This is a genomic window from Micromonospora sp. NPDC047527 (assembly GCF_040643015.1).
Taxonomy (GTDB): Bacteria; Actinomycetota; Actinomycetes; order Mycobacteriales; family Micromonosporaceae; genus Micromonospora.
In genome coordinates this window covers 781,340-796,169 of sequence record NZ_JBEYTK010000001.1, presented here as the reverse complement: position 1 = coordinate 796,169, position 14,830 = coordinate 781,340, and the positions used below count along the sequence as shown (strand labels likewise).

The following is a 14,830-nucleotide window of genomic DNA, read 5'->3' as shown; positions in this document are numbered from 1 at the left end:
CCCGCGACGCCCTCGAAGGAGCACCCATGCACGGCAGTTCCCGGCTCGGTGGCACCGGGCTGACTCTCGCCTACGACCGGCGCACCATCGCCGAGGACCTGACCGTGGCGGTGCCCGACCGGTCGTTCACGGTGATCATCGGCCCGAACGCCTGCGGCAAGTCGACGCTGCTGCGCGCCCTGTCGCGGATGCTGCGCCCGAGTGCCGGCACGGTGCTGCTGGACGGTCGGGACATCCACGACCTGCCGGCCCGGAAGGTGGCCCGTACCCTCGGTCTGCTGCCGCAGTCGTCGATCGCGCCGGACGGCATCAGCGTCGCCGAGTTGGTCGCCCGGGGCCGCTACCCGCATCAGGGGCTGCTGCGGCAGTGGTCGCGCGAGGACGAACGGATCGTCGAGGAGTCGATGGGCGCCACCGGCGTCGCCGACCTCGCCGACCGGCCCGTCGACGAGCTGTCCGGCGGGCAGCGGCAGCGGGTCTGGATCGCCATGGCGCTGGCCCAGCAGACCCCGTTGCTGCTGCTCGACGAGCCGACCACGTACCTCGACATCGCCCACCAGATCGAGATCCTGGACCTCTGCGCCCGGCTGCACGAGGAGCAGGGGCGCACGCTGGTCGCGGTGCTGCACGACCTGAACCACGCGGCCCGCTACGCCACCCATCTGATCGCGATGCGCGACGGACGGGTGGTGGCCTCCGGCGAGCCGGCCTCGGTGGTCACCGCCGACCTCGTGGGCGACGTGTTCGGGCTGCCCTGTCGGGTGATCGACGACCCGGAGACCGGCACCCCGCTGGTCGTCCCCGCCGCCCGCCGCCGGGTCACCTCGACGGTGCCGGAGCTGGCGTGAGCGAACGGGCCGGGCGGTTCCGCGACCGGTGGGGTGTGCCGCACCTGCGCGCCGACGACCCGCTCGCCCTCGCGGCGGCGCAGGGCCGGGTGACCGCGTACGACCGGGCGTGGCAGCTCGAGGTGGAACGGCACCGGGCCCAGGGCACCAGCGCCGCGTTCCTCGGCGTCGACGCGCTCGGCTGGGACCGCTTCGCCCGGCAGGTCCGGCTCGCCGACACCGCCCGCCGCTGTCACGCCGCGCTCGACGCGGCGACCGCCGAGTGGGTGGGCGCGTACGTCGACGGGGTCAACGCCGGTCTCGCCGCCGGGGCGGAGCGGACACCGGAGTTCGCCGCGACCGGGCTGACCCCGGGCCGCTGGGAGCCGTGGACGCCACTCGCGGTGTGGCTGGGCCACCACATCCTGTTCGCCGGGTTCCCCGGCAAGCTCTGGCGCGAGCACGTCGCACACCAGCTCGGCCCGGCCGCCGTCGACCTGTTCGCCACCGACGGGCCGGCCGTCGCCGGCAGCAACGGCTGGCTGCTCGCCGCCGGGCGCACCGGCACGGGCGCCGCGCTGCTCGCCGGCGACCCGCACCGCTTCATCGAGGACCCGGGCGTCTACCAGCAGATCCGGTTGGCCTGCCCGGAGTACGACGTGGTGGGGCTGGCTGTGCCGGGCGTGCCGGGCATCGCGCACTTCGGGCACACCGGCACGGTGGCGTGGGCGATCACCAACGCGATGGCCGACTATCAGGACCTGTACGCCGAGCGGCTGCGCCGGCACGGGACGCGGGTGCAGGCGCTCGGCCCGGACGGCTGGCGGGAGGTCCACCACCACGTCGAGACGATCGAGGTGGCCGGGGCCGACCCGGTACGCGTCGAGGTGATGGAGACCGACCGGGGTCCGCTGATCGTCGGCGGGCCGGACGACCCGACGGGCATCAGCCTGCGCTATCCGCCCCGGGTCCGCGCCGAGCTGGGCTTGGCCGTCCTGCCGGCGCTGCTGCGCGCCCGCACCGTGTCCGATGTGGACCGGGCGGTGGAGCGCTGGGTGGAGCCGGTCAACGTGGTGCTGGCGGCGGACACGGCGGGCGGGCTGCTGCACCGGGTCGCCGGCGCCGTTCCGGTACGGCATCCGGACAACGGCCGGCGGGTGGTCCCGGCCTGGGAGGCGGCACACGCCTGGGGCGGCTGGCACGCTCCGATGCCCCGCGCCGAGGTGACCGGCCGGGCGGTGATGGCCAACGAGCGCGGGTTGGCGGCGCCGCTCGGGGTGGAGTTCGCCCCACCGCACCGGGCGCACCGGCTCGCCGAACTGCTCGACGCCGGGCAGAGCTGGACGGCCGACCAGATGGCCACGGTGCACACCGACACGTACCTGGGCTCGGCCGGCCCGCTGCTGGCGGTGCTGCGGGACCTGAGCGGGCTCGGCCCGGCCGCCGCCGCGCTGCGCGAACGGCTGCTGCGCTGGGACCGGCGGATGAGCGCCGACAGCACCGACGCCGCGGATTTCGCCACGCTGCGGGCCGCCGTCGTCCGCCGGTTCGCCGCCCATCCGGCGCTGGCCGCGCTGGCCGATCCGCCCGCGTACCCCGAGCTGTTCGCGCCCTGGCTGGCGCTGACGCCGCGGGTGGGTTACGCGCTGGAGCACCTGCTCGGCACCACCGCGCTGCCCGGCGTGGACGCGGCGGCGCTGGTCCGGGCGGCGGCCGAGGAGGTCGCGGGCTCGGCGGACGGGCCGGTGCCCTGGGGGGACCTGCACCGGCTGGCGCCGTGGCGGGCGCTGCCCGACCCGGCGGCCGTGCCCGGTCCCCGGCTGAACGGCGACCACGACTGCGTGCTGGCGACGTCCAGCGTGCCCGGGGTGACCCACTGGTGCTTCCGGGGGCCGGCAGCGCGTTTCGTGTGGGACCTGGCCCGACGCGAGGACAGCCGCTGGGTCGTCCCGCTGGGTGCCAGCGGGGTGCCCGGCGACCCGCACCACGGCGACCAGAGCCCCGCCTGGTTGACCGGTGAACTGCTGCCGGTGACCACGGACTGGACCCAACTCGGCGAGGAGCCAGATGAGCACTGACGGGCAGCACTTCCGGCAGGATGTCGCCGGGTTCGGGGTGGTCACCATCCGGCCGGTGCGGCCGGACGAGGACGCCGACCTGCTGCACGGTTGGGTCACCCAGGATCGGGCCCGGTTCTGGGGGATGCTCGACGCGAGTCGCGAGCGGGTGCACGAGATCTACGCGTACCTCGACTCGCTGGACACCCACCACGCGTACCTGGTGCACCGCGACGGTGTGCCGGCGGCCCTGGCGCAGACCTACCAGCCCGCGGCCGACCCGGTCGGCGAATGCTACGAGGTACGCCCCGGCGACGTCGGTGTCCACCTGCTGATCGGGCCGCCCGTCGCGGTCGAGCCCGGCTTCACCGGCGCGCTGTTCGGCGCGATCCTCGACTTCGTCCTGGCCGACCCGACGCGGCTGCGGGTCGTGATGGAGCCGGACGCGCGCAACGACCGGATGACCGAGCGCCTGCTGCGCACCGGGTTCCAGGCCGGCCCGCTGATCGACCTGCCGAACAAACGCGCCCGGCTGTTCTTCCTCAACCGACCGGCGACCACCCCCCGCTGACCCCACCCCGTCGATCTTGCACTTATGGTCGCCGATCTGTCCCGATTGGCAGCTTTCGACGGGGCAGTACGTGCAAGATCAGCGCGGATGTGTCGCCAGCTTGGCCAACTGGTCGAGCTGGGTCGGGTCGGACAGGGCCGAACCGACGGCTGCCACCCGTACGCCTGCTTCGAGGAACGCGGCGGCGTTGCTGGCGTCGAGGCCGCCGGTGGCGACGAAGCGCAACTGTGGCAGCGGGCCGGCGACGGCCTTGAACCAGGCCGGGCCGAGCGAGATGGCAGGGAACGCCTTGAGCCAGGTGAGGCCGTGCCGCAGCGCCTGCTGCGCCTCGGTCGGCGTGGCCACGCCGGGCAGGTGCGGCAGGCCACGCGTGGCGGCGGCGTCGACGACCGTGAGGTCGAGGCCGGGCGCGACGGTGAACGCGGCACCCGCGTCGGCCGCCGCCGCGACCTGCTCCTCGTCGAGCACGGTGCCCGCGCCCACGATCCGGCCGCGCTCCCGGCCGGCGTCGACTGCGGCACGCAGCGCCGGCACCGCGTCGGGCGTGGCCACCGGGACCTCCACCACGTCGATGCCGAGATCCCAGGCGCGCTCGGCGAGCCGGACGGTCTCGGCGACCGGAAGGCCGCGCAGGATCGCCATCACCCGGGCACCGCCGAAGATGTGGTCGAAATCTGTCGTGGTCATGGTGCACTCCATCCGAGGTCGCGGGAGATCTGCTGGGTGGTGGTCAGCAGCCGGGGCAGCAGGCGGCGCAGGTCGGCGAGGGTGGCGACCACCGTCGGCGCGGTCACCGACACCGCCGCGGTGACCGACCCGTCGGCCTGCCGCACGGGTGCCGCCACGCAGGTGATCAGCGTTTCGAACTCGCCGTCGTCGGCGGCCCAGCCCTGCTCCGCGACGGTCGCCAGCTCCGCGCGCAGGGCGGCCGGGTCACAGATGGTGGCCGGCGTGTACGCCCGCAACTCGGCACCCTCGACCAGCCGGGTCAGCCGGGACTCCGGGCCGTACGCGAGCACCACCTTGCCCACCCCGCTGGCGTGCAGTGGCGCGGTGCGACCGATCCGGGAGTACATCCGCACCTGACCACGGGCCTCGATCTTGTCCACGTAGACGAGGTCGTCGTCGACGAGTTGGGCCAGGTGGATGGTGTGCCCGCAGTCGCGCCCGAGCGCCGCCAGATGCGGGCGGGCCACCGCGCGCACGTCCAGGGAGTCCAGTGCCTGCTGGGCGAGATCGATCAACCGCAGCCCGACCGCCCAGCCACCGTCGCTGCGGCGCGCGAATCCACCCGCCTCCAGGGTCTGCAACAGGCGCAGCGCGGTGGACTTGTGCACTCCCAGGTCCGCGGCCACAGCCCCGAGTGGGGCCGGCTCACGCGCCAGCAGTTCGAGCACGCGTATCGCCCGGTCGACGCCCTCGGACACGCCTCAGCCCTCCGTCCGCGCGCCGGTCAGGTCCGGTGGTGACCAGGGGTCGCCGAGCAGCCGCTCGAACCACGACCACGGCGGCACCGGGGCGTTGTCGCCGCTGCTGCCCAGCGCCTGCGCGGCGACCAGGTGACCGAGGCGCAGCCGGCCGACGGGATCGAGGCCGCGCAGCACCCCGGCCAGGTAGCCGGCGGCGAACGCGTCCCCTGCGCCGACCGGCTCCACCACCGCCACGCGGGGCGCCGGGACGAAGACCGGCTCGGCGTCGCGGAACAGGGCCGTGGCGCCCACCGCGCCGTCCTTGACGACCACCGTCCGCGGCCCGGGCAGCAGCCGGCGTACGGCCAGCGGGTCTGCCGTGCCCCACAGGGCGTCGGCCTCGTCCTGACCGACGAAGACGAGGTCGCTGCGGTCGGCGAGGTCCCGCAGTACCGGCGCGGCCCGTTCGGCCGGCCAGAGCCGCGCCCGGTGGTTGACGTCGAAGCTGACCAGCGCGCCCGGCAGCGGCCGGTCGGTGACCGCGTGGGTGACCAGCGCCCGGCACGAGTCGGAGAGCGCCGGGGTGATGCCGGACAGGTGCAGCACCGCCGCGCCGGTCAGCCGAGGGTCGGCCAGCGCGTCGGCGTCCATCCGGGAGGCCGCCGAGCCGGCCCGGTAGTAGTGCACGGTGGTGGCCGTGGCACCGGGGTCCTTGACGTACAGGCCGGTGGGGGCGGTCGGATCCACAGTCACCAGGTCGACGTCGACGCCATCAGCGGCGACATGCCGCACGACGGCCCGGCCGAAGGGGTCGTCGCCGACCCGGCTCACCCAGGCCGCACGGTGCCCCAGCCGGGCCAGGTAGCCGGCCACGTTGGACTCCGCGCCGCCGACCGAGAGGGCGACCCGCTCGGCGTGCTCCAGCGGCTCGCCGGGGGCGGGGCAGAGCACGACCATGGTCTCCCCCACCGTGACCACCTCGGCCGGCGGTGAGCCGGCCGGGGAGGCCGCGTCGTCGGGTCGGGGCTCGGTCGGCATGGGGGCACACGTCCTCGCGGAGGGGGTCCGGGATGCCGCCGAGCCTAGGCCCGTTGCGCTGCCTGAGCAACCGTTGCGCTGAGCGCAACGGCGGTCAGGGCAGCGTCAGCCCGTACGCGGCCAGCACCTCCCCGATCGGCTGGTAGTAGGAGACGCCGCCGGAGGTGCAGTTGCCGCTGCCACCGGAGAGGATGCCGAGGATGACTCCGGTCGACGCCACGTAGAGCGGCCCGCCGCTGTCACCCGGCTCGGCGCAGATGTTCGTCCTGATCAGACCGGAGACACTGTTGCCGCCGCCGTAGTTGACGGTCTGGTTGAGGCCGGTGACCGTGCCGCACCGCACTCCCGTGGTCACACCGCTGCGGCACACCGCCTGACCCACGTACGCGCTGCCGTGGCTGTTGATGGTCAGCAGCCCCGGATAGGTGTAGACCGCGCTCGGGTGGGCGATCCGGCCGGTGTAGCGGATCAGCCCGTAGTCGTTGCCGGGATAGCTGGTGGCGGTGCGGGTGCCGAGCACGGTGGTCTGGGCGCTGTCGGCGTACCAGGCGCTGACGGCAGTGGTGCAGTGCCCGGCGGTGACCACGTAGTAGGTGCTGCCGCTGCGCACGTTGGCGCCCAGCGAGCACCGGCCACCACCGCCGTAGATGCCCTGCCCGGCGGCGATCAGGGTGCGCAGCGTGCCGGGTTCCCGACGCAGCAGGGCGCCGGCCCGGTCGGCGACAGCCCGCAGCGTCGCCACCTCGGCGGGGGTCACGGTGTCGTCGACGGTGAGGGTCATCCGGCCGGTGGCCGGGTCGAGGCCCCAGGCGGTGCCCGCCGTGCGGACCCCGGCCAGCACGGCGGCCGGGTCGGCGGTGACCCGGTCGGGCACGGCGGCCTGCGCGGCGCCGGGCGCGACGAGCAGGAGGGCGGTCAGGACCAGAGCGACGAGCGGGGAGCGACGCATCCGAACCTCCGAATAAGATCGAAATGTGTGGATGCAAGAAGCATCGCCCGGTAGCCGTGGCCAGGGCAACACCGGGCCGACCGGAATCGTTGATCCCCGGACGGGCCGCACCGGTGCCGCTGATAATTCCGGAGACACGGGAGGCCGGCATGACCACCGGAGACACCGCAGCGCTGGTCCGCGACCAGGATGGGTCGACCCGGGCCACCCTGTTGGAGCTGCTCTTCGACGTGGTCTTCGTGGCGGCGCTCGCGATGGTGTCGCGGCTCGTCGCCGAGCACGACGGCTGGCCCGGTGTCGCGTCGGTGCTGCTGATGCTGACGGCGATCTGGTGGACCTGGTCGGTCACCACCACCACGACCGAGTTCTACGACCCGCAGCAAGGCCCCATCCAGGCCATCCTCATGGTGGCCATGGTCGGGTCGGTGGGCATGGCGGCCGCCCTGCCCAGCCAGTACGGGCTCATCTTCGCGCTCTCGTACGTCGCCACGCACGTGGTGCGCGGCATCATCCTGATCACCACGCTGTCCCGGCATCGGCATCGGGCTGCCACCGCCCGCGCCGCACGATTCCTGTTCTGGTTCCTGGTGTCCGGCGTCTTCTGGATCGGCGGAGGGATCAGCGGCACGGTGAAATGGCAGCTCTGGACCGTCGCGATGGCCATCGACCTGACCGCCGCCGCGCTGCGCTACCCCACCCCCCGTCTGGGCCGCGTGCCGCTGCAGCAGTACAAGGGGACGACCGAGCACCTGGGCGAGCGCTACCAGCAGTTCGTCATCCTGGCCCTCGGCGACATCATCCTGATGCCCGTCCTACAGGTCGGCCGGAGCGGTTTCGATCACCTCCCGGCTGGTGCCCTGCTCTGCGCGTTCGCCACCATGCTGCTGCTCTGGCACATCTACGTCTTCCGGGCCGGGCAGTTGCTGGAGGCCGGGATCACGGGGCGACGCGCCGCCCGGATCGCCCCGTACACCCATCTGGTGATGCTGGTCGGCGTGGTCGTCACGGCGTCCGCCTTCCACCTGGTCGTCGAACACCCGGTCGGAACGACACCTGTGCGGTTACTGGTACTGATCATCGGTGGCCCGATGCTGTTCGTGCTCGGCCGCGCCCTCTTCGCGCTGATCGTGGCCGGCCACGTGCCGTGGTGGCGGGCAGGATGGCAGCTCCTGCCCCTGCTGGCGCTGCCGTGGGCCGGCGGCTGGCCACCGCTGCTGGTCAGCGTGGTCGTGGCCCTCGCGCTCGCCGGCCACGTGATGATCCCCCCGGAGCAACGCGATACCAGGCCGGCGGCGTTGGGGCACGGGGCCGGCACCTGACCGCACCGGTCAGGCGAGGTGTCGACCGGCCCACTCGGCGAGGTCCCGGGCGCACGCGTCCACCGACTCCCGCCAGGTCCGGGCCGCACCCTCGCCCGCCTCGTCACTGACCTGCTTGATCAGCCGGCACGGCACACCGGCCTGCGCGGCGGCCCACGCGATCGCGTACCCCTCCATGTCGACCAGGTCGGCGCGCTGCGCCAACCGGTCCCGCGCGTCGTCGTCGGCCACGAACGTGTCGCCGGTAGCCAGCACCGCCCCCTCGGCGGCCAGCGCCAGCGGCGCCCCGTAGGTCTCGCCGGTGAGCGTGCGCAGCAGGGCCGTGTCCAGGTCGTGCTGGAGCACGGAGGCGACCTCGTGGATGCCCGCCCAGCCGGGGCGCAGCGCCCCGGCCGTACCCAGGTTGAGCAGCAGGCTGGGGCGCGGCCCGGCGGCCAGCACCGCCGCGACCGCGCTGGCGGCGTTCACCTTGCCCATCCCGGTGAGCAGCACCGGCAGCTCGGGCGGCAGGTAGCGGGCCTCCTCCCCCACGGCGAGCACCACCAGCGGACGATCGGCTCGGACCGTACCCCGAAGAATCATCGGAGCATCGTACGGGCCGCCGCTGGGAGCCGCTCCGCACCCAGCCAACGTCCAGGTTCGTCGCATCGCGCGTCCAGCCGGGTGGGGCAGGCTGGTCCGGCGAGCACGGGACGCCGCCGGCGGTCCGGGCCGCGACGAAAGAGGTGACGACGGTGTACGACGGGCAGGAGTTCCTCCGCGACAAGCGCTGGTGCCTGAGCAGGCGGGCGCTGCTGACCGGGGCCGGCGCGATCGGCGCGGCCGGAGTGCTGAGCGCCTGCGGCGCCGATGACAGTCCCTCCGCTCCGGCGGCCGCCGAGCCCGGCAGCGTGCTGGCCAGCACCGGCGACGTGCCGGTCGGCGGCGGCACGATCGTCGGCGGGGTGCTGGTCGTGCAGCCCGAGGCCGGCACCTTCACGGCGTACGACGCGACCTGCCCGCACCAGGGCGTGCGGGTCGGCGCTCCCCGCGACGGGGTGATCACCTGCCCGGCGCACAACTCGACCTTCGCGGTCAGCGACGGCGCCCGCCTCGGTGGCCCCGCCACGCGGGGGCTCACCGAGATCCCCGTTCGGGTCGACGGGACGAGCATCGTCCGCGCCTGACCGTTGCGGGGCAGCGCGTCAGGCGTCGGTGAAGCGGTACAGCACGAAGTCCTTGTCCGCACCGCAGGCGATCACCCGGGTGTTCCAGGAGCAGGACGCGCTGCGGACGTTCCGCAGCTCGCCCAGCTCGTCGAACTCGCCCGACCCGGCCCACACGCCGGCCACGCTGCGGTTGTCCGCCACCATGCTCGGCGCCTCGGCGAAGACCAGCAGGTTCCCCGCGTCCAGCCGGGCTGCCACGCCGGGGCGGTCGCGCAGCGCCAGCGGCTTGCCGGCGGCGTCGAAGAGGGTGACCGTCGGCTTCGGGTACTCCCGCTGGGTGAGCACGTGCTCGCCCAGCGGCACCAGGCCGGTCGTGCCGGGCGCCGACCAGCGGACCGGGGTCTCGCCCTCGGCAGCCGCCACCACCTCGGTACGCTCGGCGTCGCTGCTCTGCGTCTGCATCAGGCACGCCCGCCGTTCGCCGCAGGCCACCAGCCCCTTCGGCCGATGCTGGTCGTTCCCGGCCCGGTAGAGGACCACCGGGGCGGCATCGGAGCCCAGGTCGTACGCCAGCAGCTGGAACCCACCCTCGTTGGCGGCCACGAAGAGCCGGTCCTCGTGCGCCACCACCAGGTCGTCGAGGTCGGCGACGTTGCCCCACTCCCGCAGTACGGCGCCGGAGGCCATGTCGAGCAGTCGCGCCGACCGGTCCGCGCCGATCTGTACGAGCCGCCGCCCCTTGCCGGCCCACGGGTCGCGAGGTGTGCCGTCGAGGAAGGCCGGCCCGCCGGCGGCCTTGTCGCTGCCCACCGGCCGGACGACGGTGCGGAATCCGCCGCCTTGGTCGCGGGGGTTGGGCCTGTTCCACTTCTCGGTGCCGTCGCCCATGCGCAGACCAACCAACTGGCCGGCGGCGCGGTCCACCACCACCGCCATGTCGTCGGAGAAGTAGACGTCATCGTCACCGCGAATCGACCGGTGCCAGCGCTGCGCGCCCGAGCGGCCGTCGAGGACGGCCAGCGCGCGCGGCGTGCTGCTGCCCGAAGCGTTGGCGAGGACCGCGACCGCCCCCGGGACGGCGACCAGCCCCGTCCAACTGTCGGCGGTCACGCCCGTCGGCTTGCGCCACAACTGGTCGCCGGTGCCGGTGTCGACGGCGACCACCTCCAGCCGGTTGTCCGGCAGCGGATACCCGAGGTAGGCCCGGTCGCCGAGCACCGCCGTCCACATGCCGCGCGGGCGCTCGGCTCCGGCCTGGTGCCGCGCCACCTCACGCAGCGACCCGAACTCCAGATCCGGATAGCGGTCCCGGGTCAGGTAGAGCGTCGCCGCGGTGGCCACCCCGGCCAGGGCGAGCACCGCGCCGAGCACCACCCAGCGGGCCCTCCGCCAGGACATCGCGGCGGACGGCGTGTGCGGCGGGGTCGCACCCGATCCACCGACCAGGGTTCGGGGTACGCCCGCCGGCCCCGGCACGGTCGCCGCCGGCCAGCCCGGCCCGGGTTGCGACGGTACGGTCGGCGCGGTGGGCGCGGGTGACGACGGCACGGGCATCGCGGGCGGACTCACCGGCGACGGTACGGGCGACCCCGGCGGGGGCATGTGCGGCGCTGGCGGGGCCACGTGCGGCGCGGGCGGGGCGGCGGGCGGCGCTGGCGGGGCGGCGGGCGGCGCTGGCGGGGCGGCGGGCGGTCCCGCGTACGCCGGTGCGGGCAGCTGACGACGCAGCGGCAGGTCCGTCAGCGCGCCCTCGGCCACCGGCAGCTCCGGCTGGTCGAGCACCGTCGGCGCCACCCCCAGCTCGGCGTGCAGCAGCCGGGCCACCAGCGGGATCCGCGACGAGCCACCGACGAGGAACAGCCCGGCGAGCTGGTCGGGGCTGAGCCCGGCGGCGCCGATCACCTCCCGTGCCCGGTCCACCGCGCGGCGCAGCAGTGGCGTGGCCACCCGCTCGACGTCCGCCCGGGTCAGCTGCACCGCCTCGGCCACCCCGGGCACCGCGACCGGCGCCACCGTGGACCGGGACAACGTCTCCTTCGCGCCCCGAACCTCGTCCCACAGTCGGACCTGGTCACGGCGCTGCTCCGGGCCTGACGGCCCGACCAGCCGGGCCCACTGCGCGGCGTGCCGCTGGCCGAGCAGCTCACCGACCCGCCGCACCAGCGCCGCGTCGAGATCCAGGCCACCCAGGTCGGGCAGGCCGCCATCGGCGATCACGCTGAAGCCCGAGTCGCCCCACGGGTCGGCGCCCTCGTTGCGCAGCACCGCGACGTCGAGCGTCCCGCCGCCGAAGTCGAACACCGCGATCGCGCCGCCGACCGGCACCGGGCGGTGCAGCACCTGCGCGTAGTAGCGGGCGGCGGCCACCGGCTCGCGCAGCAACCGGGTGCCCGGCGGCGTCGGCCCGGCGAGCGTGTGCTCGGCGGCCTGCGGCCAACCGGCTTGCAGCAGCGCGTCGGCGAGCACCTGCCGCCGCGTCCCGTCCCAGGCCGCCGGGCAGGTGAGCACGGCCGGAGGCAGGAAGCCGACCGTGTTGACCGCGGCCCGTCCGACCGCCGCCAGCACGGCGGCGAGCAGCTCGGCCGGGAGGTACGAGCGGTCACCGAGCAGCACGGCCGGCTCGTCCACCCGGCGCTTCGGGTTCGGCTCGAACCGGGCCGGGTCGGCCTGCGCCAGCCGTCGAGCGTCCCAGCCGGCGTGCAGGGTGCCGTCCGGATCGGCGTACACGCCGGACGGGCTGACCGGCTGACCGTCCATCAGCAGTGGACGGGTCCGCCCGTCGGGCCAGCGCAGCACCGCGACCGTGTTGGACGTACCGAGGTCGACGCCGAGGGCGAAACCCTCGTGCTGGCCTGCCATGTGCCCGATACCTCCGCCGCGACGAGGAAACCCAGCCCCGCATGGTACGCAGCCGACGCCGGTGTCCTGATCACGCGGTGCGACAGGCACTTCTCGGCCCGGTTCCGCGTTTGAGGGCGATGTCGCTGAGACATCAATATGTCTCAGCGACATCACGCTTGCGCCAGGGCTGCCCGTCGGGCCGGCACTGTCGGGCCGGCTGCCCTGATGGGTCAACCGTCGGTGTCGGTGAACCGGTCGGAGAGGGCGTAGCGCAGCAGCACCACGTCGCCGATCTGGCGGGCCTCGGCCAGTCGGGCGCGACGACCCGGATTCCAGGGAAAGCGCCCCTCGCCGACGAACCGGGGCGCCCGGCCGTCACCGACGAAGAACGGGGCGACCACCAGGTGCAGTTCGTCGGCGAGACCCGCGGTGAGGAACTGGGCGTGCACCGTCCCGCCGCCCTCCACCATCAGCCGGCGCACACCCCGACCTGCCAGATCGGCCAGGATCCACGCCGGCTCGACCGGCTCACCCGCGTCCACCACTGTCGCCAGCCGGCCGAGCCGTTCCGTGGCCTTCTCCAGCGCGCCGGTGGCGCAGTAGACGAGCCGGGCCGGGTCGCCGGCGGTGAAGAACCGGGCGGTCGGGTCGAGGTCGCCCCGGGCGGTCAGGGTCACCTTGGTCGGCGTGGCGGGCCGGCCGCACGCCACCCGCTCGGCCCGGCGCGCCGCGGAGCGCACCAGCAGCCGGGGATCGTCGCGGCGGACCGTCGCGGCGCCGACCAGGATCGCGTCACAGGAGGCACGGACCGCGTCGACGCGGTCCAGGTCGTCCTCGTTGGACAGCAGCAACCGCTGGTCGGAGGCGTCGTCGATGTACCCGTCGATGGAGGCGGCGCAGCTCAGCAGCACGTACGGCCGTGGTGGCGCCGGGCGGCAGCTCACCGGGAGACGGACCGGTCAGGGGTCCGGCCCACCCGCGCCTCCGCCGCCTCGGTCTCGGCCGCCTTCGCCGCCTTCGCCGCCAGGTAGTCGGCGTTGGCCGGGGAGAGGAAGACGCCGGTGGGGACGCGCTCGGTGACCGCGACACCCAGCCGGGTCAGCTGCTCTTCCTTGTCGGGGTTGTTGCTGAGCAGCCGGATGCGCGGCACGCCGAGGGTGGCGAGCATCTGCGCGGCGGCGCTGTAGTCCCGTTCGTCCTCGCCCCGGCCGAGCGCGACGTTGGCCTGGTAGGTGTCCAGTCCGGCGTCCTGCAGGGCGTACGCGTCGAGCTTGGCGTAGAGGCCGATGCCCCGGCCCTCCTGCCGCATGTACAGCAGGAAACCGCCGGTGTCGGCGATCCGCTGCACCGCCTCGCGCAACTGCGGCCCGCAGTCGCAGCGCTGGCTGCCGAACACGTCGCCGGTCAGGCACTCGCTGTGCGGGCGGACCAGCGGCGGCTCACCACCGGCGGCGAGCCGGTCCAGTGCGCCCGCCCAGTCACCGAGCCCGAGGGCGAGGTGCTCCCGACCGTCCACCAGGCCCTTGAACGAGAACACGCGGACGGTCGTGGCATAGCCGTCGGGGAACGCCAGAGGCACCGTGACCTGGGTTCGGATCGTGGCGACCGGGAGTGCTTCGAGCATGGGACTCCTTTGTCCGGCGCCACCGTCCCACGGCGACGCGTAACCGTCTCACCAACGGTTCAACCGCCGCCACCGGCGGCGGCTTCCCGAACGGTGGTGGGATTGCGGGCGCGGCGGGCGAGTAGCACGGCGGCGCCGGGCAGGCTGGCGACCAGAACCAGGGCACCGTAGACAGTGGCGGTGGCGACGCCCTCGGCGGCGGTGAGCCCGGCCGCGCCGAACGCCCAGGCGGCCACTCCCTCGCGCGGGCCGAAGCCGGCGATGTTCAGCGGCAGGCCCATGGCGAGCAGGGCGAGCAGGGTCAGCGGCAGCAGCCGCGACAGCGGGGCGTCCGACCCGGCGGTACGTGCCGCCACCAGGAAGGTCGCCAGGTGGCCGGCGACCATGACGGCGGAGGCGATCAGCACACCGAGCCAGGTCCGCCGGGACAACAGCCCGGACCGCACGTCCGCGACGGCCGTCCGCATCCCCCGGGCCCACCGGGACCGGCCGGTCCGGGGCAGGACCCGCGCCAGCAGCACGGCGACCAACCCGCCCGCCAGCAGCAACGCGGCGGCGGCCGGCAGGTAGGGCCGCACCGGGGACGGGAACGCGGCGAGGACCACCAGCGCGACACCCACCAGGACCACCTGGCCTGCGGCACGTTCCCAGACCACCGCGCGGATGCCCCGGCTCACGTCGCCGGCGTCGCGGCCGTGCCGCACCGCACGGTGGACGTCGCCGAGCACCCCGCCGGGCAGCGTGGCGTTGAGGAACACCGCCCGGTAGCAGTGCGCCACCGCGGTCACCAGCGGCAGCCGCACGCCGAGGCCGCCGGCGACGAGACTCCACCGCCACGCCGCGCAGACCGTCGTGAGGACACCGATGAGCAGCGCCGCGGTCAGCGCCGGCGCGTCGATCAGCCGCACCCCGGCCAGGAACGGACCGCTGCCCACCTGCCACAGCAGGACGGCGAGCAGACCCACCCCGCCGACCACTCGTGCCCAGGCCCACACCATCGGCGCCGGTCCTCCCTGAAGATCGTCCACTTGCCCTAGTGCACGTACC

At 74.6% G+C, this 14,830-nt stretch carries 14 protein-coding genes; 5 read left to right on the top strand and 9 right to left on the bottom strand.

The annotated features are described in order from the left end of the window. Window positions 1-26: 26 nt before the first annotated feature. From ABZ808_RS03365 to ABZ808_RS03355, 3 genes are read left to right on the top strand one after another with little or no spacing between them, the layout of a single operon-like run. A complete protein-coding gene (locus tag ABZ808_RS03365) occupies window positions 27-848 on the top strand; it encodes an ABC transporter ATP-binding protein (protein ID WP_357000278.1) in 822 nt (273 codons plus the stop codon). Next, window positions 845-2,905 carry a penicillin acylase family protein gene (locus ABZ808_RS03360; RefSeq protein WP_357000275.1) on the top strand — a complete coding sequence of 687 codons (2,061 nt, stop codon included), beginning with the start codon at window positions 845-847 and terminating at the stop codon, window positions 2,903-2,905. Before ABZ808_RS03365 ends, ABZ808_RS03360 begins: the two co-directional genes overlap by 4 nt. Then, complete coding sequence (locus ABZ808_RS03355; protein WP_357000272.1) at window positions 2,895-3,455, top strand: GNAT family N-acetyltransferase; 561 nt, start codon at window positions 2,895-2,897, stop codon at window positions 3,453-3,455. The genes ABZ808_RS03360 and ABZ808_RS03355 overlap by 11 nt, the downstream gene beginning before the upstream one ends. A gap of 78 nt (window positions 3,456-3,533) precedes the next feature. Here ABZ808_RS03355 and ABZ808_RS03350 read toward each other — a convergent pair whose 3' ends face one another. The 4 genes from ABZ808_RS03350 to ABZ808_RS03335 all read right to left on the bottom strand — a co-directional run bounded on the left by ABZ808_RS03350 (window position 3,534) and on the right by ABZ808_RS03335 (window position 6,851). After that, the gene (locus tag ABZ808_RS03350; RefSeq protein WP_357000269.1) at window positions 3,534-4,142 is read right to left on the bottom strand and encodes a bifunctional 4-hydroxy-2-oxoglutarate aldolase/2-dehydro-3-deoxy-phosphogluconate aldolase; all 609 of its coding nucleotides are present in this window, start codon (window positions 4,140-4,142) and stop codon (window positions 3,534-3,536) included. Further along, a complete protein-coding gene (locus ABZ808_RS03345) occupies window positions 4,139-4,882 on the bottom strand; it encodes an IclR family transcriptional regulator (RefSeq protein ID WP_357000266.1) in 744 nt (247 codons plus the stop codon). The genes ABZ808_RS03350 and ABZ808_RS03345 overlap by 4 nt, the downstream gene beginning before the upstream one ends. A gap of 3 nt (window positions 4,883-4,885) precedes the next feature. Further along, on the bottom strand, window positions 4,886-5,902 hold the full coding sequence (locus tag ABZ808_RS03340; RefSeq protein WP_357000263.1) for a sugar kinase: 1,017 nt from the start codon (window positions 5,900-5,902) through the stop codon (window positions 4,886-4,888). Window positions 5,903-5,996: 94 nt separating this feature from the next. Then, a complete protein-coding gene (locus tag ABZ808_RS03335; protein ID WP_357000260.1) occupies window positions 5,997-6,851 on the bottom strand; it encodes a S1 family peptidase in 855 nt (284 codons plus the stop codon). Window positions 6,852-7,000: 149 nt separating this feature from the next. Between ABZ808_RS03335 and ABZ808_RS03330 the strand changes: the two genes are divergently transcribed. Continuing rightward, window positions 7,001-8,170, top strand: coding sequence for a low temperature requirement protein A (locus tag ABZ808_RS03330; protein ID WP_357000257.1), 1,170 nt, complete (start codon window positions 7,001-7,003; stop codon window positions 8,168-8,170). A gap of 9 nt (window positions 8,171-8,179) precedes the next feature. Here the strand turns inward: ABZ808_RS03330 and ABZ808_RS03325 are convergent, their stop codons facing one another. Continuing rightward, window positions 8,180-8,752 carry a nucleosidase gene (locus ABZ808_RS03325; RefSeq protein WP_357000254.1) on the bottom strand — a complete coding sequence of 191 codons (573 nt, stop codon included), beginning with the start codon at window positions 8,750-8,752 and terminating at the stop codon, window positions 8,180-8,182. Window positions 8,753-8,904: 152 nt separating this feature from the next. Between ABZ808_RS03325 and ABZ808_RS03320 the strand changes: the two genes are divergently transcribed. Next, window positions 8,905-9,336: a Rieske (2Fe-2S) protein gene (locus ABZ808_RS03320; RefSeq protein ID WP_357000252.1), complete on the top strand. Its 432-nt coding sequence runs from the start codon at window positions 8,905-8,907 to the stop codon at window positions 9,334-9,336. An 18-nt stretch (window positions 9,337-9,354) separates the two neighbouring features. Here ABZ808_RS03320 and ABZ808_RS03315 read toward each other — a convergent pair whose 3' ends face one another. From ABZ808_RS03315 to ABZ808_RS03300, 4 genes are all read right to left on the bottom strand, one after another. After that, window positions 9,355-12,177 carry an Hsp70 family protein gene (locus ABZ808_RS03315; protein WP_357000250.1) on the bottom strand — a complete coding sequence of 941 codons (2,823 nt, stop codon included), beginning with the start codon at window positions 12,175-12,177 and terminating at the stop codon, window positions 9,355-9,357. 212 nt (window positions 12,178-12,389) lie between these two features. Beyond that, entirely contained in the window at window positions 12,390-13,103 is a 714-nt protein-coding gene (locus ABZ808_RS03310) for a dihydrofolate reductase family protein (protein WP_357000247.1), read from the bottom strand. Beyond that, on the bottom strand, window positions 13,100-13,783 hold the full coding sequence (gene ribA, locus ABZ808_RS03305; RefSeq protein ID WP_357000245.1) for a GTP cyclohydrolase II: 684 nt from the start codon (window positions 13,781-13,783) through the stop codon (window positions 13,100-13,102). The genes ABZ808_RS03310 and ribA overlap by 4 nt, the downstream gene beginning before the upstream one ends. 59 nt (window positions 13,784-13,842) lie before the next feature. Continuing rightward, a complete protein-coding gene (locus ABZ808_RS03300) occupies window positions 13,843-14,781 on the bottom strand; it encodes a lysylphosphatidylglycerol synthase transmembrane domain-containing protein (protein WP_357002712.1) in 939 nt (312 codons plus the stop codon). Window positions 14,782-14,830: the final 49 nt, after the last annotated feature.